Genomic DNA, 25,717 nt, shown 5'->3' on the forward strand with positions numbered 1-25,717 from the left:
CTTTATAGTTGTTATAGAAAAAAAATACTGTTATCAGGCTGATGTTTGAACGGCTTTATCTGCTGATTCATGCACTTGATTATATTTTGAAATAGATGTTAGTATTTCCATTTTTACTAAGTTAGATTATTGCTTGAATCATTAAAGGTGTGTTTTTAATTACATCTGTGAACAAATTATCACTTTAACTTTTGGTTTTATTGTTAAGGCCCCGTGAAGTGTTTTGACTAGATTTTTGTCGGTTTATATACAATAGCTAGCTAAATTTATTGCCTGTATACAGATTAATAGATTGGGCTCTTGAGGAGAAAGTGGCTAGCAGGAAAACCAATGAAGCTACTTTTAAACACAATACATTCAACAAGTTATTCAATAATATTAAAATCATAATTTTTAACCCTTAGCTTTAAGCTGATTACTTACCAAGGATCTGTTAAATCACCTTAAGTCCTATTGCCAGTCTTTTAGACTTGGTATAGTTCACTAACGTAAAAAAGACATTACATATTGTTTTTATAGACCTTTAATTTTTACTATTTAATATGAGACCTTTTTATGCTTAAAAAATTTAATAAGTTATCCATTGTTTATCAATTAACAACGATTGTTTTTATTATTACATTGGCAGTTTTTTCGCTATTAACACTTTATGTTTCTTATGACACCAGTAGAGGCGCAATTAAAGGCGTTGAGCAACAACTGAATCGTGAATTAAAGTCGATATCAGGAAATTTTGAATTTTTTCATGAGACCTTAGAACAAAGGACCAGTCAGTTAGGTGATATTTTCTTTAATATGTTTTCAAATGACCTGAGCATTGATATGGCTAATATTAGCCGAGTAGGTAACTTTGATGTGCCGACATTAATGCATGGCGATAAAGCAATTAACGGCAATTTTTCATTACCCGATGAATTCACCAAAATGACCGGGGGAAGTGCGACTATATTTATGAAATACAATGATGACTTTATTCGTGTTTCTACCTCTTTACGTAAAGAAAACAATGATAGGGCTTTTGGTACCTTGTTAGGTAAAAGTCATCCTGGTTATTCCACTTTAATGCAAGGTAACACCTATAAAGGACCTGCCTTTTTATTTGGTCGTAACTACATGACTAAATATATTCCTTTTAAAGATGTCAACGGTGCGGTTATAGGAATTATGTATGTTGGTTTTAACTATACGGCATCGCTAGCAACATTTAAGGAAAAATTAGCTAAAATTAAGTTTGGTGATACGGGTTATTTGTATGCAATTTCAGCTAAAAAAGGCCCTAAGCAGGGAACTCTAGTTATTCATCCTTCCATTGAAGGAAAAAATCTTGTCGCAATGGAAGATGCGTCAGGCAAAAAAGTTTTTAAAAAATTACTTGATGGTGATTCAGGTGTTATGCATTACCAATGGAATAATGCCCAAGGACAGGCCCAGGATAAATTAGTTGCCTATAAGCATGTTAATGGCTGGGACTGGGTTATTGCTGCAGGAAGTTATACCGATGAATTTACAAAGGAAAGCGTTTCACTGCGTAATAATTTAATTGCAATGACCATTTTGAGTGCGTTGGTTATTTTGGCGCTAGTTTATCTTTCGTTAAAGCATTGGTTGAAACCCTTAAATGCCATTGCTCAAAGTTTGAAACTATTGGGACAAGGAGATCTCAGAACGCGTGTTACGGTAGAAGGCTCGGAAGATTTTGAAGATACCTCTAATGAAATACAATTTTTAGCGGGTCATTTAAATAAAATGGCGCAAGAATTTTCAATATTAATTAACAGTATTTTAAGTTCAGTTGATCTGATGGGCATTGCCTCAGAACGTGTCGCAGCGGTTGCTGCACAAACACGACAAGGAGCGGGTCAACAGTTAGATGAAGTAGATCAAGTTGCAACGGCCATAAATGAAATGGCCGCAACAGTGCAAGAAGTAGCATCAAGTGCGGTTACTGCCGACTCCCTAACGAAAGAGTCAAATGATCATGTTCAACGAGGTAACTTGGTTGTTAATAATGTCGCAAGTTCTATTCAAGACTTAGCTATTCAAGTTGAAGAGTCGGCAACAGCGATTGAAGCGGTTGAAAGTGAAAGTAAAAGTGTTGAAACTGTTTTAGAGGTTATTCGAGGGATAGCAGAGCAAACTAACTTACTTGCTTTAAATGCAGCGATTGAAGCTGCAAGAGCCGGTGAACAAGGTCGAGGGTTTGCTGTAGTTGCTGATGAAGTGAGAACACTGGCGCAAAGAACACAGACATCAACGGCTGAAATTCGTGTGATAATCGAGCGATTGCAACATAGCGCCACACAAGCGGTAGAAAAAATGCAATTAGGTCGAGACAAGGCCAGAAGTAGTGTTGAAGAAGTATCAAAAGCCGATGACGTACTCAATCAAATAACTGAATCTGTTGCGTCTATTTCTCAGATGACAGCCCAAATAGCGGTTGCGACTGAAGAGCAATCACGAGTAGCAGAAGATGTGAATCAACGTGTGGTAAATATTCGTGATATATCAAGCGAAACCTCCAATGGGGCAAACGAAATGCTTGAGTCAACATCACAAATGCAAGGTGCGGTAAAACAATTACACACCAAGACAACACGGTTTACAGTCTAAATTATTTAATAAATTGAGCTAGCCTGTAACAATTTTACTTGACCACTTCAGTGTAACTGCCAGTTGTAAATAAAGTGCTTAAAACGGTCTTCGAATTCAATCATAAATCGATTCAAGGCCGTTTTTTAGTTTTTGTTATAGGGCGTTGTAAATACAAAGGATGCTGCTATGAAAATTTTTGGCATTTTATGACTACTTATTAGCATCACTTAAAAAACAAAGCACACCAATTATAATATGGCATAGCTACATTTGTTGTGTGGCTAGCAATAAAAAATCAAGTATAAATAAACAATAAAAACATAGCTTTATTTTTCGATCAAACGAATTAACTACTATGCCCAGAGTAATAAAATCACTACGCTAGTAATGATTAAAGCCATCCCCAAGAACTCTATTAAGGATATTTTTTCTTTAAATATTCTATAGGTAATAAACAAGGTGATGAAAAACTCAACTTGCCCTAATGCTTTGACATAAGCCGCATTTTGAAAGCTTGCTGCGGTAAACCAACCGATAGAGCCTATTAGGCTGGTTACGCCAACAAACAAACAAATACGCCAATACTTAACCATTAACCCTAATTGATTTTTGTCTTGAAAATAGACATAAACAAAAGATATGACTGATTGAACCGTGATCATAAATACTAAGGTGACCGCAGCACTGAGTAGTAAATCGGTTTCTAATGCTAAACTTGATTGTCTTATCAGCAATGTTGTTATGGCTAAACCTAAGCCAGCAGCAAGGCCAAATCCAGCACCCGGGTTACGAAATACATCGTCAAAAGTAAATTTTACTTTTGACACGAGTAAAACACCGACAACACCAACAGCAACAGAAAACCACCCTAAATAAGTTAAACTGGTTGAAAAGAGTAAGGCGCCAACAACAGCAACTAGAATAGCCTCTGTTTTTGCTAAACTAGAAGCGACTGAAAAATTACGATATTTAAAAGCAATAACTAAACAAACTGTGCCAATGATTTGGGCAAAACAAGCGATCAGTGCATATTTTAGGAAGTTTGGATTAATTGTTGGCATGTCTAGCTGGCGATATTCAAGTATCCACCATAGATACAACCAAGCAAAAGGTAGCACATATAAGTAGCGAACACCGGTATTTGCCATGGCATTTAGGTGGCTTGAAAGCTGCTTTTGTCCGGCGGTGCGAATGGCTTGCATAAGCGCCGCTAATAAAGTGAAGTAAATCCAAATGTCCAAAAAAATTCCTAAATATTATTGTATGCTGTTTAATAAATAAAAAGCACGATACAGCAGTTTACCCTATTGGTTAAGTAGCAGTACCGTGAAAGTGAGCGTATGGCTTTCATTTCGTTCCATAGACAAAAATGAGTGAGTAATGAGCGGCTAAAGTAACTTTAAATGTTCCCGTTTTATTTTTTATTACTATCTGTTATGCTCTTATCAAACCTAAGCAGTTTTGATGTGAGGACGACCTCACCGCTCTATTTATATCAGAGGACGACCTCTATATTATTGAGTGCTTACATGTCTTGGTTTATCTTATTTATTGCAGGAACCTTAGAAGCTGGCTGGTTAGTTGGTCTTCAAAAATCCGAATCTTTTACGAAACCCTATTATATCATCTTTGCAATTTTCTCTATGACACTTAGTTTAGTGTTATTTTCAGTTGCTTTAAAAGAAATTCCTATTACTACAGCTTACATTGTTTGGTTGGCTGTTGGTGCATCATCCATTGCTATCATAAACCATTATTTTTTTGAACAACCAATCACGCTTCAGCAATTATGCTGTTTTTGCTTAATATTTATTGGCGTGCTTGGCTTAAAAATATCTAATTAATATAATCAACAAAGTGAGTAAATAAATATGTCTGGTGAAATCGATCTAAAAAAACTAATTGCTGCAATGACGCCCGTTCTTGCTGAAACAGAATATGTTTTTGGCACGCTTGATACTAACAGCTATGAACAGCTAGCCCAGTTAGAACCTATTGGTACCTTTCAAGAAAAAGAAGGATTAACGGTTATCGTTAAAAAAGAAAAAGCGGAGGAGTTTAATATTATACATTCAGGTAGGTTTAAATGTATCACTTTAAATGTACATTCTAGCCTTGATGCTGTTGGTTTAACGGCTGCTGTTGCAACCAAATTAACACAATCAAATATTAGCGCAAATGTTATTGCGGCGTATTATCATGATCATATATTTGTTGCATCTAAAGATGCCGAAAAAGCATTGGCTTGTCTAAATGAACTTGTCCTTCAGGAACAATAATAAGGTAAGCCAAGTTATGTGTTTATCAGTAAAAATTGCTTTGTAGTAGCTTAAACTTAATCTGAGGCTTTTAGATATCAGGGCTTAACTAAACCTGCCGGTGACGTTTACTTTAAGCACTTTAAGTGATGTCACACGGCGAAAATATAAGCTTGTCGGCTAATTTTGGGGATTGTAAACAAGTATAAGGTCTACTTTATGCTTGGCAATAATATATCGCCCATAGATTGCCAAAACGTCTGTATATATCTTACGGCATAGCCTATAAACACATTTACTGGAAGCTAATATTGAATGTGTTTATAGGCTAAGCAAAATATCGCTTCTAATAATATACTTCACGCCTTGAGTAATCATTTGAGAGCTATGTAAGCAATGTAATGGATGCGTACCATGTGGAAAACATAAAACACCACCAACCGGTGTGCGAACACCTTTTAATTGTGCATTGTTAGGGGTTCTAGCAGGGCGTGTAGGGTCACTTTTATCCACTAAAAATTGTGTTTCTCCACCGGTAAATTCGTCACTTAGAAAAATCAAAAAGGAGTATAAACTATAGCGATCGCCAAAAGCATCGGTAACGGGTTTTTCATTAACTATTTTACTGCCAGGCCATGCACCATCAGTATGAGTGGAAAAATAGTCACCTTTTTTATAACGATAAAAACGAAAACGTTGATTTAATCCTAATGGTATTTTACCCGCAAAAGGAGGGGTACTTTCTACGTTGACTAATGGAGCTACTCGCGACCAAATAAGTCGTTCAGTGCTTGTATCTACAATACAACTTAGGTTCATGTTATGGCGAATATTACGGCCTAACGATACTGCCGCATCTTCTGTATATTCCATGCTTTCGGTCGCATCAATTAATGCTTGGCATTCTTCTGCGCTTAATACATTTAATAACTGGAAAGCGCTCGGTACACCTTCAATTTCGCTGCGAGTAACAACTTGCGACGCTGCACGAGTAATTTTAAATGGGTTTTCTTCTCGGCTTGCCCATAACGGAATGTTACTGGCTAAACTGCCTGATTCATGGGCAGCAATATAAAATGGATGAGTATTAATATCCATCATTTTGGTGGTACCGCTTGTATTTCAATCATTAAATTCTCAGGAGCACGTACAAAAATTTGTACTTTTGATGAGTCAGAGGCTTGTTTGATAGAATAGTGTAAATCTAGCGATGAAATTCTGTCCATAACATCCTTGTAGTTATCACTGAAAAAACTGATATGGTGAACAATATTTTGTTCAGATGCTTCAGTTGCGTTGTGTTTACCAGGCTGTGACTGACCAAAAATATGGATAACATCTTTATCTCCAGCAAACAGAAAATAACCATCAAAAGAAAGCTTTGCTCTAGTACCTACTTTTACATCCAATAGAGCAACCAAAAAATCTCTCATTTTTTCAGGATTTTTAGCGCTTAATGAAATGTGATCAAATTTAATATTCATTTATATTCCTATTTAACTACAAATTAATTTTTAATCGTCAAAAAACTATTCAATTTTAGCCATATGAGTGTGACATCATCAAGTGCTTTATTTTCATAACAAATTTGATCATCAAGCTCAGCTATAATGTCATTTGAAAAACGTAAAGCAGTTAATGTTTTCAATTGTGCTTCGCTCAACCATTGCTTGCTACTTCAAATCCCATGTTAATTAAAATATGGCTAACTAATGACGCGGCAACATGATGAAAAGATAAAGTAGTGACACCTAGAGTGAGCTTGTTTGATACCTTACTTTTCATTATATTTTCCGAATAAGGTATTAACTATAACAAGGTGCTAACTATAATCAGGTGAAAGACTAAAAAGGTTTTATAAAATGTTACAAAACCTTTGGTAACTACTTAATAAAAATAGTGCTTAAACGATTACGGTCATTTCATTTAAAACAAACTCTTCAACACAACCTTCTGTTGCCGCCATATAATCAGCTAAATGCTGGTTGGCCATATGTGTTTGCCAAAGTTCACGTGTTTGCCAGTTTTCGTACAACATAAAATGTGCCGGGTTGGCATTGTCTTGATGTAAGTCATAATTGATACAACCAGCTTCAGCACGGGTAATGTCAATAAGCTTTAAAAGCTCTGCTTTTACTAAAGCAATTTTATCTGAATTTGCTTTGATGTTTGCTACTATGGTTAAAGTTGTCATGTTAATTTCCGTTGTCTTTTTAATGCGTTTAATTGTTGTTAACGTTTTTAAATATTTACTTTTAAAAGGTTTTTAAAAACCTTCTAACACTATTTTTCCGATTGATTTTCCTGATTCAAGTTCTGCATGAGCAGCTCTTAAATTTTTGGCATTAATAGTGCCTAAGTTTTTGCCCACCGTGGTTTGGATATGACCTTGGTCAATCAAGTCAGAAACTTTATTAAGTAAGCGGTGTTGCTCGCTCATATCAGTGGTTTTAAACATAGAGCGGGTAAACATAAACTCCCAATGTAGTGACAAACTTTTTAATTTAAGTTTGCTGATATCAAGGGATTTTGGATCGTCAATTAAGGCAATTTTACCCATAGGCGCTAACAGCTCAACATAGCTATCTAGGTATGAATCTGTGTGAGTTAAACTGGCAACATGCGTTACCTGGCCAATATTTAATTGTTCAATCTGCGCCGTTAATGGTTTGGTATGATCGATAACATGATCAGCACCCAATTTTTTCACCCAGGTTGCCGAACTTTCACGAGAGGCGGTTGCTATAACGGTTGCACCTGTGAGTTTATTCGCTAATTGAACTAAAATTGAGCCTACACCACCAGCAGCGCCAACAATCAATATAACCTCATTTGATTGCGTTTTTGCGTCAGGTTGTTGCTGTTTTATGGCTAAACGTTCAAACAATAATTCCCAAGCGGTAATGGCTGTTAGTGGTAATGCGGCGGCTTCGCTATCAGATAAGCTTTTCGGTTTATGACCAACGATTCGCTCATCAACCAACTGATATTCGGCGTTACTGCCTTGGCGATTTAAATCGCCAGCATAAAACACTTTATCACCGGGTTTAAAGTGGCTAACTAATTCACCTGTCGCGACGACTTCACCTACAGCATCCCAGCCGAGTACTTTGTATTCACCTTCTTCTGGTGCAGCATTCTGACGTATTTTGTAATCAACGGGATTAACCGCAATTGATGAGACTTTTACTAATAAGTCAACCCCTGAAGCGGTAGGCTGTGGTAGTTCAATATCAATTAAAGAGGCTGAATCGTTAATAGGTAATGATTGAGTGTAGGCAATTGCTTTCATGTTTTTCCCCTGAGTATGTTTCAATTAATCGTTAAGTTATCTTGGCAGTAATATTAGGCCTTGCTTGATAATAAAGAAACCGCATAATGATTGAATCTTTATCAAATTATTTTTGACAATCATGTTATTAGAAGATCTTAATGTTATTTTAAAAGTCGCTGAATTTCGCAGTATTACCGCAGCAGCAGCGAGCTTAGATATGAGTACAGCCACCGCCAGTGCGGCAATTAAACGCGTTGAACGTGCACTTGACGTTGAACTATTTATCCGAACAACTCGGCGTTTAAGGCTTTCTATTGCTGGTGAAAGATACATTCCCCATTGTGAACAAGCATTACAAATGCTCGACCAAGCTAAGCAAAATGTTAAAGACGACTTAGATATTATTGATGGTGAGTTAAGAATATCAGTACCGTCTGACTTAGGTCGGCATTTAATTTTGCCTTGGCTTGATGAATTTATGCAAACGCATAAAGGGGTTAGTGTAAAACTTCATATTAGCGATAGTAATATCGACTTTTATCGTGACCCGGTTGATATCGCGCTACGTTACGGCTCACCCACGGATGCTAATTTATATGGTTTCAAAATTTGTAATGTGCCGCGAGTACTTTGTGCAACACCTAAGTATTTAGAAAAAAATGGTGCCCCTAAACATCCTCATGATTTAACCACACATAATGGTCTATTATATCAATTGCATGACATGCTTCATGATGTTTGGGCGTTTTCCCAGCAAGGTAAAATCATTAAAGTAAAAATGCAAAGTAATCGTACGTCAAATGACGCTGAACTGGTTAGACGATGGTGCGTGAGCGGTAAAGGGATAGCGGCGAAATCTAGTTTAGATATGTCAAATGATTTGCTTTCAAATAAGATTATTCCAATATTAACCGAATTTACCCTTAACCCGACTGAGTTATGGCTTATTTGCCCAAGTAGACAAACCATTACTCCTGCCGTTAGATTACTTAGGGAGCATTTGAAAATGAAATGTGCTGAGGTATATAGTCAACTTATTGATAAAGGTATTGTAACTAAGGCAGATGTTGAATAGCAGAGTTAATTTATTACTTAAATATATTCACACCTGCACTAGACTATATAGCCACCCACCCAATGAATATGGACGATACTAATGTTAACACAATACTAAGTGTTAGGTTGCCAGTGGATAAGCGTACAGGGTCAAGAGGTTAGGTTAGTGTTTCCTGGAAGCGCATTATAGTCTTTCCGTCCTGAATTAAGTCATACTTAACTAGTTCAGGTCATGTGCCTGCTTCATACGAATAATGCCTCCAAAAAACATTGATGTTTTCAGTTTTTCTTTCGACGCTACAGGTACCACCATTGCTAACTAACGAATTCTCAGGGCATGTAATTCTTATTGCTAGCTATATTGTTTTCGAAGTGCGTGAAATATGATTGCTGTTATTTAATCAGAGACGGAAATTATGAATAAAACCACTTAAAAATCGTCAGTATGAAACTCGTTAACTAGTGTTTCGTCGAATAAAGGCGGCGAAACGTTGATGATAAAAGACGATTTACCAAGCGCTTGATAAGCGATTTTAATCAAATTCATGATACATCTAATAAAATCATTTAGACATATGCCAATTCATGCCGGTAGAATAACGGTGATCAAATCCTTTCCATGGTTTTGGTGTTTTACCATCAACAGCAACTTGATTCGAACTGCTAGATAAATCAAGGTATTCACACTTATCTAATTGTTGTTTTAAATGACAGTCCATCATAGCGAGTGTGAAATGCTTATTGGTGTTGTTTAATACCAAACTATCCCAAGAGGCCTCATGGTAATGGCCGATGTCTATTTCATTTATTTTATCTAAACTTACTTTAGAATCATCATAAGTTATTAGTTGGCCAATTTTCCTGACTAAAAGCGATATAATTATAACGAGAACTAATTTAACGTTAAGCCGATATAGATAAAATATCGGCTTTTTATACCAATCTCATTAAGTTTGTGATCTTGTTGTGCTGAGAAAAATCTATTAAACCGATCATTGCTTCTCCTATAGCTTTCAATATATCTGGAGCCGAGATTATAGGAATTGTCATAAAAAACATAGAAGTACAATACTCCGCTTGGCCATATTCATAATCTCTGGTTATGGTTGAAAAATAAGAAACATTTCTGGCCTAGTTTTGATATTATTTAGAAAAAGAAGAAGTAGTTAAATTCATGCAGACTAGACAACTTACACATGCCGAGGGTCCACTCTGGCAAGAGGCTATTGCGTTGTATTGCGATATATTTCCTCAATGGGAGCGAGAGCCGATAGTTGACATTGAACAAGCTATTAACAACGGACAATCTCGATGCATCTTGCTGTGCAAAGATAATCGAGTGCTCGGTATGTCATTAACTGAGCTTTACTCGCCCTTGTCTTTTGCCATGTTAGGTTATTTATTCATTGCGCCGCATCATCAGGGCAAAGGTTTGGGCAAACTGCTATGCAATGAATTGTTTGATTTTTTCGATGCTAACGCTGATTTAAAATGGTTATTAGTCGAGGCCGAGTCGGGACCTGAAGACTTTTACAAGCAATTAGGGTTTACCACGCTCAATGTTGAATATCTTTCACCCCATTATGATAATATGCAATCAACGCCAATGGCATTGATGTATCACGCTAGCTCGAAACACCCCCCCCCCTCTAAATATCAACTTGCTGACATCATTGAACAAATATTCTTGCAAAGCTATTACCTGATGCCTGATGATCCAAGATTAGAGCAACAACGCAACCGTATCTTATCCAAGGAAAATTAATGTCATTCGAGCAGAACATCGGACAACAAATCATTTTAACCAAGTTTTTTGAATATATTCGCTCAGAAAATTTTGAACAATGTTTCCATTGGGCAAAAACAGAGTTACAAGCCAACAATTCTCCCGCTTTTACGCTTGTTAATCAATTAGAAGACCAAGCCACAATAACCACTCAAAGTATCGAGAACATTAACAACGATGAAATATTATTATTGTTTTGTGCTTGCTATGGCTACGCTCGCCACGAGGTCGAAGAGAGTAATTGGTATAATCATGCTGAAACATTAGTGCGCTCAAGCATTACCGCATTAAAAGCGTTACCCTCGTGTGCATTCAACAAAACGCTACAACAGTTCGCCGTAATTCAAATTGATATTTGCTATATCGATCGCGGTATTTATACCAGTCAAGAATGGTTGATGGCACAAGCAGCTGAAAATATTGATGCCCACTTAGTATGTATTAACGAACTAACCGCTGAGTTTAATGACGTTGAGTGCCAATTATATTCTGAGCATTTAGTGCAAGAGTTCAGCTCATATCGTCACTTTAGTGCAGGCGTTTCAATTATTGCCCAGCTGTGTGCTATCCGCTGGGGAGATCCTGAAATCCTTACTCAACAAATGGCCAAGCTTCGGCCAAAGTTTCTGGAAGCAGTAAAGGCATTAACCGACGATGACAAATACATTATGTCGACGGATTTGGAAGCGCTTTGGCCATCGTTAAGATTTTTTAGTGAAAATAGGCCAAAAGGTTCAGGAGAACTCTTTGTCGAACGTGGGGCAATTAATATTTCATACTTTGCTTGCGTCAATCACACGGTGACACGAGAGTTAAGGCAATCGCTATCAAACATCGTTGACCAAGCACCAAAAACACATAAACTCTATCTTGAAGACTGGGGAGCAGAAGCACCTCAACGCAATATGCTTAATGATATTTGGGCTGGAATTTCAAAAAACTTTGAAGATATTTATTCATGGCAATTGCCAGAGTTAACTATGCCATTCCGCAATAAAAACGGCAAAGACTCCAATCTTAATTTTGCAGTTGAGTTGATTTATTATCCCATGGGTATTTTTGCACTAAACCTAAAAGCACAATTAAATAATGTTAGCGCAAGTGGCGTTCGACATGCCATGTCACTGGGCACCCCATTTGCTATGGACCAAAAAATGCGCTGGCACAATCAAGATATGGGCTTACTAGAAGAGTTCGCTGAAAATCGTTTTATCGAATTAGCCAATAGCCTCAATAGCAATTTTGATCATTATGAAAAACCTGTTTCTGACATCCTCTCGTTTAATAAAACAGAGAATCGCTACGTATCTACATTGCTGGACCGGATAGTTGAATGTGTCGATGGCGAGTGCGCTGCAGTCACGGCTAAATCGATTAAATCACATTTTGCTTACCCTGTTTTTGTCCTGCAGCAACGAGAGCTGCGAAGCGCGGTTGATGACTGGTGCCTTAGGACTGTGAACTCAGAATCGTTTAACTTGAACCAAGATTGCTATAACCATGAAGAGTTTGCTTATACCAATCATCATGAGTGCGTTTTAGGTCTACTTCAACAACCTAATTGGGTGATAGAACAATCTGCCGAAATGATGGGTGTTGCTGCCGCCATTAATAATCTATTTCAGCTCACCAATAAACGGTTAGATAAACAACTGAAATTTAGCTTAGATCAAGCATTGCCAACGCTGAGCGATAAAAAAATTACTGCTTCAAAGCTTAAATCACGTGTAGAAAAGTTACAAACTGAAGGTGAGTGCCTCAAACAGTTCACCAACGATGCCCATTGGTTACTGGATTTGATAAGCGCAGGTAGTATGATGACCTTTCCGGATCATACACGTATGATCCAAAAGGTCTTCAAGCATATGGATTTTGAAAAACTCCATATCCGCACTCAGAGCACTTTAGATAAGATTCAAAATCGCCAAGAAGAAATTATTTCAGAAACAGCCAAGCTGTATGAAAAGATACGCACTCGAAATAGTAAACGCTTTACCCGTGTTTTATCTGGTTCAATGGCATTGATATCTATAGGTGCACTGAAAGATATCTTTGATATCCTTAACGGCAGCAAGTTAGGGGTTAACATTTCAGGCCCCCTACAGGTGAGTATTGTGGTCTTATTCGCAATGATGCTGATTATCTTGCTAGTAAATAAGAATGGCAATGAAAAATAACAGCTAGACGAAATTGTACAGCCTAGGCAAGATATGGATTTAAAATTCTGAATTTAAAAAACAAAAAGCTCCGACTCTTTCGAATCAGGGCTTTCATATTTTGGTACCGCAGGACGGACTTGAACCGTCACTTGTTTCGAAACCGGATTTTGAATCCCCTTAAGCTGCCTAAACAATGCTAGCTGTAATCTGCTGCTAAATTTTAATGATAAAAATTCTCAACCTGCCTGAATTATCAACTTAAGTGGCACTAGTCAATTATTATCAATTCTATTGCGCTTGTGTCCATTGGATCTTCTGGTACAATCTGTTTCAATTACAGTCAACTTTAAGTGATGTGGAGCCACATGGTTATAAAAGCGAACAGCCCAGCAGGATTTGCCGAGCAGTATATTGTAGAATCTATTTGGAATGGTGGATTTCCACCGGGTACTATTTTGCCCGCTGAACGTGAATTATCAGAACTTATCGGCGTCACAAGAACGACATTAAGAGAAGTGCTACAACGTTTAGCACGCGATGGTTGGTTAACCATTAAACATGGTAAGCCGACAAAAGTTAATAATTTTTGGGAAACGTCTAGCCTTAACATTCTTGAAACGTTAGCGCAGCTTGATCAAGAAGGAATTCCTGATTTAGTGGATAATTTAATGTCGGCGCGTACCAATATTAGTGCGATATATGTCCGTGGCGCAATTAAAAATAATCCAGAAAAAACCATTGAATTATTGTCAGCCATTGAAGATGTTGAAGATACTGGCGAAGCGTTTGCTGAGTTTGATTACAAGCTTAATAAAGACTTGGTTGTAGCCTCAGGAAACTCTATTTATTTATTGATTCTAAATGGTTTTAGAGGTTTGTATTCGCGTTTAGGTACTTTGTATTATTCTCATCCGCGCGGCCGTGAAATATCACGAAACTATTATAAAAAACTGATTGAACTAGCTAAAGCGGGCCAATGCGACGAAGCTGTATTTGCGGTCAGAAAATATGGTATTGAGTCAGGTAAACTTTGGATTGAGCTAAAAGACGAAGTATTAAAAGAACTTGCTGAATAACTAATAAATAATAGCTGAGCAGCAATAACCTGAAGTTAACGTTATTACGTAAAGTAAATCATGCAAAGTAAATCAGGCAACTAAATAGTTGCCTTTTTTTTTGCCAATTCATCTGGCTCTGGGCATTGCGCAATAATTTCGTCAACCCCGTATTTATTCTCTTGTAGCAGTTTCACATCAAATTTCCACAGGTAATATAAGTGCTTTAACACCTCATCTTTAGAGTCAGCGAGTGATACTTTTTGATGCGGAATATAGCGTAAAGTTAATGAGCGATCGCCACTAACATCGGCATTAATAATTTGGATGTTTGCTTCTAGGTTACTTAAATTGTATTGGTCAGATAACATAGTTCGAATTTGTTGATAGCCACTTTGATTATGAATAGCGCCCACTTCAATGTAGTTTTTATCACTGTCATCGTGTAAATGAAATAGTTTAAAATCTCGCATTAATTTTGGTGATAAAAATTGGCTTATAAAGCTTTCATCTTTAAAGTTTTCCATAGCAAAATGCACAGTATCAAGCCAATTACTGCCGGCTATTTCTGGAAACCAAAGCTTGTCTTCCTCACTTGGATTTTCACATATCCGTCTAATATCCATAAACATATTAAAGCCTAGTGCATAGGGATTTATACCTGAATAATAACGGCTGTTATAGTCAAGTTGTGCAACCACATTAGTATGGTTATGTAAAAACTCCAGCATGAAGGTATCTGTTACTAAGCCTTCATCGTACAGATGATTTAGGATAGTGTAGTGCCAAAAACAAGCCCAGCCTTCATTCATCACTTGCGTTTGTTTTTGAGGGTAAAAGTACTGAGAAATTTTCCGAACAATGCGTACTAATTCTCGTTGCCAAGGTTTTAATAGTGGGGCATTTTTCTCGATAAAATAAAGGATATTTTCCTGGGGCTCGGTTGGAAAAGTTGCCTTGGTTTTTTTGCCTTCTGTCTCATTATCTGCACCAATTCGCCACAGCATGTTTACTTGTGACTGCAGATAAGTTTCACGTTCTTTTTGACGTTTTAATTCTGCTTCCATTGATATTTTTTGTGGTCGTTTATAACGGTCAACACCATGATTCATTAGGGCATGGCAAGCATCAAGGCAAGCTTCAACCTCGTCAATACCATGTTTATTTTCGCAGTCAGCAATATATTTTTTAGCAAACAGTAAGTAGTCAATAATCGAACTCGCGTCTGTCCATGATTTAAATAAATAGTTACCTTTGAAAAATGAGTTATGCCCATAACAAGCATGTGCCATAACAAGGGCTTGCATCGCCATGGTGTTTTCTTCCATTAAATACGCAATGCAGGGGTCTGAGTTAATAACAATTTCATAAGCTAAGCCCATTTGTCCGCGTTTATAAGTTTGCTCGGTTTGAATAAATCTCTTACCAAAGGTCCAATGATTATAACCAATAGGCATGCCGACACCCGCGTAGGCGTCCATCATTTGCTCGGCGGTGATCACTTCAATTTGGTTCGTGTAGGTATCTAAACGATAATGTTGCGCAACACGCTCAATTTCACTTTGGTATTGTTCAAGCTTAGTAAAGGTCCAGTCACTGCTATCGTCAAGTGGTTTACGTTTAGTCATAAAAGCTCCAATGTATTGAATTCCTACGCGGCTTGTACTTTTTTTCTTTTGAATAAGGCTCTAAATACCGGATAAATATCTGCCACTGTTTTAATGTGCTCAATTGAAAAAGCATCATCGGTATCAGCAAGTTGAGCATATTGTTGCCATAGGCTTTGATGAGCACGCTGAGATATTTCTATATAACTAAAGTATCGGGTTTTTGGCAGTATACTTTCGCGCATTAATTGCTGGCAGTGCGGAGAGTCATCGGCCCAATTATCGCCGTCAGACGCTTGAGCGCCATAAACATTCCATTCTTTTTCATTATAGCGCTGTGTCATTATCTCAATCATTAGCTCTAAAGCACTTGATGCGATGGTACCGCCAGTTTCTTGCGAATAAAAAAACTCATGTTCGTCAACTTCTTTTGCTTGGGTATGGTGACGAATATAAACCACGTCGATGGTTTTATAAGTACGCGTTAAAAATAGGTATAAAAGAATATAAAAACGTTTAGCAATATCTTTAGTGGCTTGATCCATCGAACCTGAGACATCCATTATACAAAACATCACCGCTTTTGATGTTGGCAGCGCTTGTTTGGCGTAATGACGATAACGTAAATCAAAGGAGTCAATAAAAGGTACTTTACTGATTTTCTCTTTAAGATTGCCAATGGCCGTAATAAGTTTATGTTTAGCTAGAGTGTTATCGTGTCTATCTTGCTCTAGCAAGGTTAACTCAGCTTCGAGTGTTTTAAGTTTACGGCGTTTATCCGCGGTCATGGCAATTCTGCGCGCTATTGAGCCTTGTAATGATTTCACAATATCGATGTTGGAAGCGGCGCCTTCAGCGCAATAACCCGCACGGACCGTTTTATAATTAGTTACTTTATCTAACTGGTTTTTTTCTAAGTTAGGTAACTCTAAATCTTCAAAAAGTAAATGTAGATATTCATCTTTGGAAATAGTAAAGACAAAGTCATCATCGCCTTCGCCAGAATCACTTGCATCACCTTGGCCGTCTTGCCCTTGCTGTTGTGGTGGTCGAGCAATGTGATCGCCACTGGTAAACTGGTCGTTACCTGGATAAACGCGGTCTTTAATGCCACCACTACCTTGATGAAAAACGGGCTCATTTAAATCTTTTTTAGTGATGGTAATATTTTCACCACTGGTTATATCAGTGACGCCACGTTTATTAACTGCCTCAGAAACAGCCTGTTTAATTTGGCTTTTATAACGTCTGATAAAGCGCTGTCGGTTGACCGTGCTTTTGTTTTTACTATTTAATCGCCTATCGATAAAGTTTGTCATTTATGCTCCTAACTTAGAGGTACTAAGTACAACCTAAGAAGATTTTCTAACGCGTAAATACCATTCAGAAAGTAATCTGACTTGTTTTTTTGTGTAGCCCTTAGTCATCATGCGTTCAACGAAATCATCATGCTTTTGTTGATCATCGTTGGAGGTTTTATTGTTAAATGAAATCACAGGTAATAAGTCTTCGGTATTTGAAAACATTTTTTTCTCAATAACGGTGCGCAATTTTTCGTAGCTGGTCCATAAAGGATTTTTACCATTATTATTAGCTTTTGCACGCAGAACGAAGTTAACAATTTCATTTCTGAAATCTTTTGGATTACTGATCCCCGCAGGTTTTTCTATTTTTTCCAGCTCATTGTTCAGTGCTTCACGGTCAAATAGTTGCCCGGTTTCAGCATCACGGTATTCTTGGTCTTGGATCCAAAAATCAGCGTAAGTCACATAACGATCAAATATATTTTGGCCATATTCAGAATAAGACTCTAAATAAGCGGTCTGAATTTCTTTGCCGATAAACTCAATATATTTTGGTGATAAGTAACCTTTGATAAAGGCTAGATAACGCTCGCTGATCTCTTTGGGTAGTTGCTCTCGTTCTATTTGCTGCTCAAGTACGTAAAACAAATGCACCGGATTTGCCGCCACTTCTAAATGATCAAAGTTGAAAACACGAGATAATATTTTAAAGGCAAAACGTGTTGAAAGCCCTGACATACCTTCGTCGACACCGGCATAGTCTCGATACTCTTGATATGATTTTGCTTTTGGGTCGGTATCTTTTAAGCTTTCGCCGTCGTACACGCGCATCTTAGAATATATGCTTGAATTTTCTGGTTCTTTTAAGCGTGAAAGTACTGAGAATTGGGCTAAGGTTTCTAAGGTGTCTGGTGCACATTGGGCATGATTTAATTCACTATTTTCTAATAGTTTTCGATAAATTTTTACTTCTTCAGAGACGCGCATACAATAAGGTACTTTGACAATATAAACTCGGTCTAAAAAGGCTTCATTGTTTTTATTGTTTCTAAAGGTTGTCCATTCAGACTCATTGGAGTGGGCCAGTAAAATACCATTAAATGGCAGGGCGGAAAGACCTTCGGTCGGATTATAGTTACCTTCTTGTGTTGCTGTTAAAAGCGGATGTAATACCTTAATGGGGGCCTTAAACATTTCAACAAATTCCATTAATCCTTGGTTGGCACGACATAAAGCCCCTGAGTAGCTATAGGCATCAGGATCATTCTGAGCAAAGTGTTCTAATTGGCGAATATCTACTTTACCGACCAGAGCAGAAATATCTTGGTTGTTGTCATCTCCTGGCTCGGTTTTAGCCACGGCAATTTGGTCCAGAATGGAAGGATAAATTTTTATCACTTCAAATTTTGCGATATCGCCTTTGAACTCATGCAAACGTTTTGCAATCCAAGGTGACATGATGGTACTGAGATAACGTGCGGGTATATTGTATTCTTGTTGCAATATTTTTCCGTCGGCATTGGCATCAAATAAACAAAAAGGGTGATCATTGACTGGACTGCGTTTGCCGTTTGCACTCAGGACATAAATTGGCTCTTGCTGTATTAACGCTTTTAATTTTTCAGCCAATGACGACTTACCGCCACCCACTGGGCCCAGTAAATAGAGAATTTGCTTCTCTTCTTCTAAGCCTTGTGAAGCGTGAGTTAAATAGGCCACAATTTGCTCTATGGCTTCCTCCATACCATAAAAATCTTTAAAAGCGGGATAACGGGCAATAACCCGGTTGGAGAAAATTCGACTTAAACAAGGCTCATTCGAGGTATCTATCATGTCTGGCTTGCCAATGGCTTTTAACAACCGCTGCGCTGCGCTAGCATAGGCCATAGGATCATGACGACATAGACTAAGGAAGTCTTGAATTGAATAGCACTCTTCTTGTGCTTCGTCGTAACGTGATTGGAAATGTTGAAATATACTCATAACCGCCTCCAGAAGATAAATCGTTCAGGTTGGGCTGATAATGCGACTACTTGAGAAATGTTACTTATCAAACCCGACATAATACTGTGACTTTTTTTTAGCATTACTGTTTTACTTAGTATATGTATAAGTCTAGATGTTAATTATGAAAGCGCTTAAATATTAGCGAAAAGAATTGTAACCAGAGGGTGGTAGTGAGGAAGCTATGTTATTGAATAGACGATCAACTTTAAGGTATGTTGGTTGAAAAGGTGTATTGGTTGAATTTAAGGCAAATAAAAAGGCCAGCAATGAATGCTGACCTTTTAAATTGAAATTAATCTGCTTTAGCGATTAAGCGAAGTTTGCTGAGGCAAAATCCCAGTTCGCTAAGGCCCAGAAAGCTTCCATGTAGCTAGGGCGAAGATTACGGTAATCAATGTAGTAAGCATGTTCCCATAAATCTACTGTGATAAGCGGTGTAACACCTTCATCAGTAAGTGGCGTCGCAGCGTTTGATGTATTAACGATAGCAAGGCTGCCGTCAACATTTTTAACTAACCATGTCCAACTTGAACCAAAGTTATTGATGGCGCTAGCAGTGAATTTTTCTTTAAATTCTGCAAATGAGCCAAAGTTTGCATCAATAGCTGTTGCTAATGCACCTGTTGGTTCGCCACCGCCGTTAGGGCTTAAGCTGTTCCAATAGAACGTATGGTTCCAAATTTGTGCCGCATTATTGAAAACACCAGCTGTTGATGTTTTAACGATATCTTCTAAAGATTTTCCTGCAAAATCAGTACCTTCAATAAGACCGTTTAACTTTACAACATAAGTATTGTGGTGCTTACCATAATGAAACTCTAGCGTTTCTTTTGAGATATGTGGTACTAGTGCATCCATAGCATATGGTAGTGCGGGTAACTCGATAGTCATTATATTCTCCAGATAGTGATTATAAAAAATTATTCTTATGCAAATTTAAAGAGGTAGTTTGTTTTTCTAAAACCTAGTAAACTACTCAAGTATTAAAGCTTACATAGTTTACTCATGTATATAGGTATTACCATAGGTTTTATCAAGGCTATTATGTTTTAATATATAAGTTTTTTGCTTTAGTATTTATTGTTCTGTTTATTTTCATGAGTTTTACTTTAAGTACTGAGCACAATAAGTATTAATTTTTGAGGTTATTATGGATACGATCGAACGCATTAAAGAACAAATCAGTGAAAATAGCATCCTTCTTTACATGAAGGGCTCACCAAAATTACCTAATTGTGGTTTTTCTTCACAGGCTTCTCAAGCGTTGATGGGATGTGGTGAAAAATTCGCTTATGTTGATATCTTACTCAATCCTGATATCCGTGCTGAATTACCAAAATATGCTGATTGGCCAACGTTTCCACAACTATGGGTTGACGGTGAACTTGTTGGCGGTTGTGACATCATCATGGAAATGTATCAGCAAGGTGAATTACAAACCTTGATCACTGAATCTGCCGCTAAGCATAGCGCAGCAGAAAGTTCAGAGTAACTATTGAATTATCACCTAACATCACCATATCAGGTGGAGTTAACATTAAGTAATTTAAATTTATTTTAAAAATTGGAGAATATAATGAGTGTATTAGTAGGTCGCGCAGCACCAGACTTTACAGCAGCAGCAGTTTTAGGATCAGGTGAAATTGTAGATAGCTTTAATCTTGCACAAGCCATTAAAGGTAAAAAAGCGGTAGTATTTTTCTACCCACTTGATTTTACTTTTGTATGTCCTTCAGAGTTATTAGCTTTCGACCACCGTATTGAAGAATTCAAAAACCGTGGTGTTGAAGTTATCGGTGTTTCTATCGACTCTCAATTCTCTCATAACGCATGGCGCAACACCGCAATAAACGATGGTGGTATTGGTCCGGTTCAATATACTTTAGTTGCTGATGTTAAACATGAGATTTGTAAAGCATATGATGTTGAGCATCCAGAAGCTGGTGTGGCTTTTCGTGCTTCATTCTTAATAGATGAAGAAGGCAATGTTCGTCATCAAGTGGTTAACGACTTACCCCTTGGTCGTAACGTTGATGAAATGATCCGTATGGTTGACGCTTTACAATTTCACCAAGAACACGGTGAAGTATGTCCTGCAGGTTGGAACAAAGGTGATAAAGGTATGACAGCGACGACAGAAGGTGTTGCTGCTTACCTTAAAGATAATGCCGATAAACTTTAACGCTTAAGTTAATTTATCAGTTAAAAAGCCGCTTTTAGCGGCTTTTTTTGTGGCTGAAATTTACTGAAAATTTTAAAAGGCATATAAAAACCATTGAAAAATAGCATTTTATAACTAAGCTAATATCGAGAACGCTGAGAATTAATTTGTTTGGTATGAAAAAAACACTCTTTACTACAAAGACCAGCTAATACTGCAAAAACCAGCTAAAAAATAAACTCACCAAGGAATGTTGATGTTTTATCCAAAATGCATTTATGAAAATCTGCCGTACGCTTATTTTTTAGTTTGTGGCTATTTAATTGCTTTTTACGATACTTGGCCTGTGTTTGCCTCTGTCGGTTTATTCTATCTGGCGGGTTGTGCAACTTTGGTCACTCGCTCAGGCTATCGTCGCCTTGACCGTTATAAAGCTAATGAAAAGCAGCCAAATAACAAAAACACTTTACCTGAATGGCTTTACGAATACCTACCTTATACCTACTTTGCTTTTGCTACGGTTATGTTATTAAACACCAGTTTACCCAGCTTACAGTTTTTAGCTTTTTTTTTAATGATGCTAGCATTAAGAAATTTGCTTTTCAGAGTCAATAATCGCCGAAAAGCAAAGTCATTATTTTAATTTTAGCCAGTTAACTGTTGAGATGTGTAGCACAGCGATAGGGTCAAAATAGAACTGAAATTATTCTTCAGCAGCACTTTCCTGTGCAGTTTCTTCGGGTTGAATTAATGGCCAACCACCTAATTGTTGCCATTTATTCACGATATAACAAAATAACTCAGCGGTTTTTTCTGTGTCATATAGTGCCGAATGCGCTTCACTATTATTAAAATCAATTTGCGCTGTTGCGCAGGCTTTTGCTAATACCGTTTGCCCTAATGCTAAGCCTGACAAGGTTGTGGTGTCGAAACTAACAAAAGGATGAAAAGGTGAGCGTTTAATTGAACAACGTTGAGTGACCGCATTAACGAAACCTAAATCAAAGGCTGCGTTGTGTGCCACTATAATCGCACGCTGACAACCAGCCGCTTTCATTTTTTTTCGCACAAGTTTGAATATTTCCGTAATCGCTTTTTTCTCATCTACTGCGCCACGTAACGGATTAGTGGGATCGATACCGGTAAATTCTAATGCGGCTGGCTCTAGGTTAGCGCCTTCAAAAGGGTCAACATTAAAATGTATGGTCTCATCTAAACTTAATTGGCCAGTAGTTTCATCTAAGGTCAGTGTGGTGGCGGCAATTTCCAGTAACGCATCAGTTTGTGAATTAAAACCGGCGGTTTCAACATCGATAACGACGGGGAAGTAGCCGCGAAAGCGTTGAGCAAGTAGTGATTTTTCAGTAGTGGTGTTAGTCGCTGTTTTATTATCAGACATAAAGGCAAAGGGTACGGGTTAGCAAAAATATTATTTGAGATTATCGCAGAAATAAACGGTTAAGACATCACCCAACACTAAAAGCGTGAATTTATTTTTGGCTATATTTTAATTAACTGTTAAAGTTATTGACGATTTTGTCGATAGTAAAGATGTCGCTATAAAATTTACCTAAATTGACATGAAATTATTTTTATGAAAAAAACTATTACGCTGGTTACATTATCATTACTGATTGCCCAAACAAATGCAGGGACTAGGCAATATCGCGCAGATATTTCAAATTCTAGCTGGCAGTTAACCGATAATTCTCGCTTGCAATGCACCTTATCACATCAAATTCCACGTTATGGTCAAGCCAAATTTTATAGTTCGGCCAATCGAAAAATGAATATGGAATTTGAACTGGAAATGATGCGTCTGCCTGACAGCTATTCTTTAGCCGAAGTACGTTCTGAAGCGCCTAATTGGCGACCTGGCATTGCCGGTAGAACGTTAGCGAATATGACACTACATAAACAATTTTCTCCCGGCTTACCGAAAAAAATTGCCTGGAATATGCTTAATGAGCTTGATCAAGGCATGAGCCCAACATTTTACTATAACGACTGGTATAGTGATGACGATAAAATTACCGTTGGTTTATCTACCGCACGTTTTCAGCAAGCGTATCAAGCCTTTGTTAGTTGCGTGAGCAATTTACTAGACTTTAACTTTGATGATATCTCTTACACAGTGCTTAACTATCAATTTGGCTCTGATAAATTAACCAAAGCATCACAAAAGCGGATGAATATGATTGTTGAGTACTTAGCACTTGATTCCAAGCTAGACTTAGTGCTAATTGATGGCTATTCAGACAGTTATGGTGGCCGAAACACTAACTTGAAAATGTCACAACGCCGGGCAAATAATGTCAGAGAACTTATTGTTAGCAGCGGTATCGACGCGAGTCGCATTGAAGCGAATGGTTATGGCGAAAAGCGCCACGTAGCGTCTAATGAAACCATTATTGGCCGTGGCAAAAACCGTCGAGTTGTTATCCGTATGGAACAGCCATAGTTTTATCTTAAGCGGTTAAAAATAAATAGCACTTGAAGAGGCCTGTAGATTCACTGTAATCTACAGGCCTTTTTAGCTTTGGATGTGATTTATGAAATTTTTAGTTCGCCTTGTTGCCACTACGTTTTGCGTTGTACAGCTTGCCTGGGTTCAATTAGCCTCGGCGCAAGCAGCTGATGCCTTAACTTATGCAAACTATGACCAAGTAAAAATTAGCCACCTTTATCTAGACTTGAACGTTGATTTTGAGCAAAAGTCATTAAAGGGCTTTGCTGAATTAAGCCTTAACTGGCTAGACGACGATGTTGCTGATATTTATTTAGATACCCGCGATTTAGACATTCATCGTGTGATGGCAAAAAATGCCAGTAATCAGTGGGTAAAATTAAATTACCAGTTGGCTACGCGTGATGATGTGATGGGTTCAAAGCTAACTATTAACACACCTTTTCAAACGCCAATGATTAGAGTTTATTATAACTCACTGCCGCAAGCCTCTGGCTTACAGTGGTTATCTCCTGAGCAAACCGCCGGTAAAGACAAACCCTTTATGTTTAGCCAAAGCCAAGCAATTCATGCCCGCTCTTGGATACCCATACAAGATACGCCTAGTGTGCGCATGACTTACAACGCTCGCATTACCACCAGAGATGACTTGTTAGCTGTGATGAGTGCGAACAATGAACCTGATGCTTTGCGTGATGGCGATTATTCTTTTGCTATGCCGCAAGCTATTCCCGCTTATTTAATTGCTATTGCCGTGGGTGATTTAGAGTTTAAAGCGATGAGTAAGCAAACCGGTATTTATGCCGAACAATATATTTTAGATCGGGCCGTTGCTGAGTTTGATGATACGCAATTGATGATCGATGAAACTGAAAAGCTTTTTGGCGCCTATCGTTGGGGGCGATATGACTTATTAATATTACCACCAAGTTTCCCTTTTGGTGGCATGGAAAACCCAAGATTGTCATTTATTACGCCAACAGTCATTGCGGGCGATAAAAGTTTAGTCAATTTAATTGCTCATGAACTAGCACACTCTTGGTCGGGTAACTTAGTGACCAATGAAAGCTGGCGCGATTTATGGTTAAACGAAGGTTTTACCAGTTATGTTGAAAATCGTATTATGGAAGCGGTATTTGGCGCCGATAGAGCCTTAATGGAACGCGCATTAGATGCGCAAAATTTAAGTTATGAAATGGCTGAACTACCACCAGGCGATACTCAGTTGTATATCAACCTTAAAGGTCGTGACCCTGACGATGCTTTTTCTGGCGTACCTTATACCAAAGGGCAGTTATTCTTAGTTTACTTAGAAGAAAAGTTTGGTCGAGACAAATTTGATACCTTCATCATGCAATATTTTGATGATCACGCCTTTCAAAGTTTAGGTACCAAAAACTTTGTTATTTATCTCAAAGCTAACTTAACTGATAAATACCCCAATATCGTGAGTGATGTCGAACTCAATGAATGGATTTATGAGCAAGGTTTACCTAGTTACGCCCCTAAGCCACGCTCAAATGCATTTATTAAAATTGATGATACTATTGCAAAATGGACCAGTGATCAGCTCGAGTTGGCGCAAATACCGACCCAAAATTGGACCTTACATGAATGGTTACACTTTATTAATAATCTGCCTTTGAGCATTTCTAATCAGCGTATGGCAAGTTTAGATAAAGCCTTTAACCTCACCAAGAGTAGCAACGCCGAGGTTGCTCATGCTTGGTATTTGTTAGCATTACGCTCTGGTTATGACGTGGTGTATCCGGCGATGGCAAACTACTTAGAATCAATAGGTAGACGTAAGCTCATTGTGCCTTTATATAAAGAGTTGGCAACATCAGCAAAAGGCAAGCGTTGGGCACAAGCAGTATATAAAAAGGCACGTCCAGGTTATCACCCATTAGCACAGGGTACTGTTGACGCTATTTTGTTAAATTAAGTTCAACTTAAGTCCAGTTGTTGCGAGCAATGATTGCATTAATGAG

At 37.8% G+C, this 25,717-nt stretch carries 25 protein-coding genes; 12 read left to right on the forward strand and 13 right to left on the reverse strand.

The window, feature by feature from the left end; genetic code table 11:
• The first annotated feature begins 555 nt into the window (after positions 1 to 555).
• Complete coding sequence (locus tag H4J61_RS01340) at positions 556 to 2,610, forward strand: methyl-accepting chemotaxis protein (RefSeq protein WP_182182992.1); 2,055 nt, start codon at positions 556 to 558, stop codon at positions 2,608 to 2,610.
• 335 nt (positions 2,611 to 2,945) lie between these two features.
• Here the strand turns inward: H4J61_RS01340 and H4J61_RS01345 are convergent, their stop codons facing one another.
• Positions 2,946 to 3,833: a DMT family transporter gene (locus H4J61_RS01345; RefSeq protein ID WP_182182995.1), complete on the reverse strand. Its 888-nt coding sequence runs from the start codon at positions 3,831 to 3,833 to the stop codon at positions 2,946 to 2,948.
• A 288-nt stretch (positions 3,834 to 4,121) separates the two neighbouring features.
• On the opposite strand from H4J61_RS01345, the gene H4J61_RS01350 reads away from it, so the two are divergent.
• Positions 4,122 to 4,436 carry a multidrug efflux SMR transporter gene (locus H4J61_RS01350; RefSeq protein ID WP_182182997.1) on the forward strand — a complete coding sequence of 105 codons (315 nt, stop codon included), beginning with the start codon at positions 4,122 to 4,124 and terminating at the stop codon, positions 4,434 to 4,436.
• A 27-nt stretch (positions 4,437 to 4,463) separates the two neighbouring features.
• A complete protein-coding gene (locus H4J61_RS01355) occupies positions 4,464 to 4,871 on the forward strand; it encodes an ACT domain-containing protein (RefSeq protein ID WP_182182999.1) in 408 nt (135 codons plus the stop codon).
• A gap of 300 nt (positions 4,872 to 5,171) precedes the next feature.
• On the opposite strand, the gene H4J61_RS01360 is transcribed toward H4J61_RS01355, so the two are convergent.
• The 6 genes from H4J61_RS01360 to H4J61_RS01380 form a co-directional block, all read right to left on the reverse strand.
• Entirely contained in the window at positions 5,172 to 5,951 is a 780-nt protein-coding gene (locus H4J61_RS01360; RefSeq protein WP_259363049.1) for an oxidoreductase, read from the reverse strand.
• Positions 5,948 to 6,334 carry a VOC family protein gene (locus H4J61_RS01365; RefSeq protein WP_182183001.1) on the reverse strand — a complete coding sequence of 129 codons (387 nt, stop codon included), beginning with the start codon at positions 6,332 to 6,334 and terminating at the stop codon, positions 5,948 to 5,950. Before H4J61_RS01365 ends, H4J61_RS01360 begins: the two co-directional genes overlap by 4 nt.
• A gap of 23 nt (positions 6,335 to 6,357) precedes the next feature.
• Positions 6,358 to 6,513 carry a hypothetical protein gene (locus H4J61_RS01370; RefSeq protein ID WP_182183003.1) on the reverse strand — a complete coding sequence of 52 codons (156 nt, stop codon included), beginning with the start codon at positions 6,511 to 6,513 and terminating at the stop codon, positions 6,358 to 6,360.
• Positions 6,510 to 6,635, reverse strand: a complete 126-nt coding sequence (locus H4J61_RS17835; protein ID WP_259363050.1) for a hypothetical protein — start codon at positions 6,633 to 6,635, stop codon at positions 6,510 to 6,512. The genes H4J61_RS01370 and H4J61_RS17835 overlap by 4 nt, the downstream gene beginning before the upstream one ends.
• Before the next feature lie 118 nt (positions 6,636 to 6,753).
• Complete coding sequence (locus tag H4J61_RS01375) at positions 6,754 to 7,044, reverse strand: putative quinol monooxygenase (RefSeq protein ID WP_182183005.1); 291 nt, start codon at positions 7,042 to 7,044, stop codon at positions 6,754 to 6,756.
• 72 nt (positions 7,045 to 7,116) lie between these two features.
• Complete coding sequence (locus H4J61_RS01380) at positions 7,117 to 8,142, reverse strand: zinc-binding alcohol dehydrogenase family protein (RefSeq protein ID WP_182183007.1); 1,026 nt, start codon at positions 8,140 to 8,142, stop codon at positions 7,117 to 7,119.
• A 121-nt stretch (positions 8,143 to 8,263) separates the two neighbouring features.
• On the opposite strand from H4J61_RS01380, the gene H4J61_RS01385 reads away from it, so the two are divergent.
• Positions 8,264 to 9,199: a LysR family transcriptional regulator gene (locus tag H4J61_RS01385; protein ID WP_182183010.1), complete on the forward strand. Its 936-nt coding sequence runs from the start codon at positions 8,264 to 8,266 to the stop codon at positions 9,197 to 9,199.
• Between the two features lie 544 nt (positions 9,200 to 9,743).
• Here H4J61_RS01385 and H4J61_RS01390 read toward each other — a convergent pair.
• A complete protein-coding gene (locus H4J61_RS01390) occupies positions 9,744 to 9,941 on the reverse strand; it encodes a hypothetical protein (RefSeq protein ID WP_182183012.1) in 198 nt (65 codons plus the stop codon).
• 413 nt (positions 9,942 to 10,354) lie between these two features.
• Here H4J61_RS01390 and H4J61_RS01395 point away from each other — a divergent pair, with 413 nt between their 5' ends.
• From H4J61_RS01395 to fadR, 3 genes are all read left to right on the forward strand, one after another.
• Positions 10,355 to 10,945, forward strand: coding sequence for a GNAT family N-acetyltransferase (locus tag H4J61_RS01395; RefSeq protein WP_182183015.1), 591 nt, complete (start codon positions 10,355 to 10,357; stop codon positions 10,943 to 10,945).
• Positions 10,945 to 13,143, forward strand: a complete 2,199-nt coding sequence (locus tag H4J61_RS01400) for a hypothetical protein (protein ID WP_182183017.1) — start codon at positions 10,945 to 10,947, stop codon at positions 13,141 to 13,143. Before H4J61_RS01395 ends, H4J61_RS01400 begins: the two co-directional genes overlap by 1 nt.
• Positions 13,144 to 13,490: 347 nt before the next feature.
• Positions 13,491 to 14,201, forward strand: a complete 711-nt coding sequence (fadR, locus tag H4J61_RS01405; protein ID WP_182135195.1) for a fatty acid metabolism transcriptional regulator FadR — start codon at positions 13,491 to 13,493, stop codon at positions 14,199 to 14,201.
• Positions 14,202 to 14,281: 80 nt separating this feature from the next.
• Here fadR and H4J61_RS01410 read toward each other — a convergent pair whose 3' ends face one another.
• The 4 genes from H4J61_RS01410 to H4J61_RS01425 form a co-directional block, all read right to left on the reverse strand.
• Entirely contained in the window at positions 14,282 to 15,808 is a 1,527-nt protein-coding gene (locus H4J61_RS01410) for a SpoVR family protein (protein ID WP_182183020.1), read from the reverse strand.
• 23 nt (positions 15,809 to 15,831) lie between these two features.
• A complete protein-coding gene (locus H4J61_RS01415; protein ID WP_182183022.1) occupies positions 15,832 to 17,106 on the reverse strand; it encodes a YeaH/YhbH family protein in 1,275 nt (424 codons plus the stop codon).
• A gap of 33 nt (positions 17,107 to 17,139) precedes the next feature.
• Positions 17,140 to 19,074 (reverse strand): PrkA family serine protein kinase, encoded by a 1,935-nt coding sequence (locus H4J61_RS01420; protein ID WP_182183024.1) that lies wholly within the window; start codon positions 19,072 to 19,074, stop codon positions 17,140 to 17,142.
• A gap of 333 nt (positions 19,075 to 19,407) precedes the next feature.
• Positions 19,408 to 19,989 carry a Fe-Mn family superoxide dismutase gene (locus H4J61_RS01425; RefSeq protein WP_182183027.1) on the reverse strand — a complete coding sequence of 194 codons (582 nt, stop codon included), beginning with the start codon at positions 19,987 to 19,989 and terminating at the stop codon, positions 19,408 to 19,410.
• 259 nt (positions 19,990 to 20,248) lie between these two features.
• On the opposite strand from H4J61_RS01425, the gene H4J61_RS01430 reads away from it, so the two are divergent.
• The 3 genes from H4J61_RS01430 to H4J61_RS01440 all read left to right on the forward strand — a co-directional run bounded on the left by H4J61_RS01430 (position 20,249) and on the right by H4J61_RS01440 (position 21,902).
• Entirely contained in the window at positions 20,249 to 20,590 is a 342-nt protein-coding gene (locus H4J61_RS01430) for a Grx4 family monothiol glutaredoxin (protein WP_220461162.1), read from the forward strand.
• 84 nt (positions 20,591 to 20,674) lie between these two features.
• Positions 20,675 to 21,280 (forward strand): peroxiredoxin, encoded by a 606-nt coding sequence (locus H4J61_RS01435; RefSeq protein ID WP_182135205.1) that lies wholly within the window; start codon positions 20,675 to 20,677, stop codon positions 21,278 to 21,280.
• A gap of 235 nt (positions 21,281 to 21,515) precedes the next feature.
• On the forward strand, positions 21,516 to 21,902 hold the full coding sequence (locus H4J61_RS01440) for a hypothetical protein (protein WP_182183029.1): 387 nt from the start codon (positions 21,516 to 21,518) through the stop codon (positions 21,900 to 21,902).
• 60 nt (positions 21,903 to 21,962) lie between these two features.
• On the opposite strand, the gene rnt is transcribed toward H4J61_RS01440, so the two are convergent.
• Positions 21,963 to 22,658 (reverse strand): ribonuclease T, encoded by a 696-nt coding sequence (gene rnt, locus H4J61_RS01445; RefSeq protein WP_182135208.1) that lies wholly within the window; start codon positions 22,656 to 22,658, stop codon positions 21,963 to 21,965.
• Positions 22,659 to 22,853: 195 nt separating this feature from the next.
• On the opposite strand from rnt, the gene H4J61_RS01450 reads away from it, so the two are divergent.
• Complete coding sequence (locus H4J61_RS01450; RefSeq protein ID WP_182135210.1) at positions 22,854 to 23,720, forward strand: OmpA family protein; 867 nt, start codon at positions 22,854 to 22,856, stop codon at positions 23,718 to 23,720.
• Positions 23,721 to 23,811: 91 nt separating this feature from the next.
• A complete protein-coding gene (locus H4J61_RS01455) occupies positions 23,812 to 25,671 on the forward strand; it encodes a M1 family metallopeptidase (protein WP_182183032.1) in 1,860 nt (619 codons plus the stop codon).
• The last annotated feature ends 46 nt before the right edge of the window (positions 25,672 to 25,717 follow it).

The organism is Colwellia sp. MB3u-4 (assembly GCF_014077065.1).
GTDB lineage: Bacteria > Pseudomonadota > Gammaproteobacteria > Enterobacterales > Alteromonadaceae > Cognaticolwellia.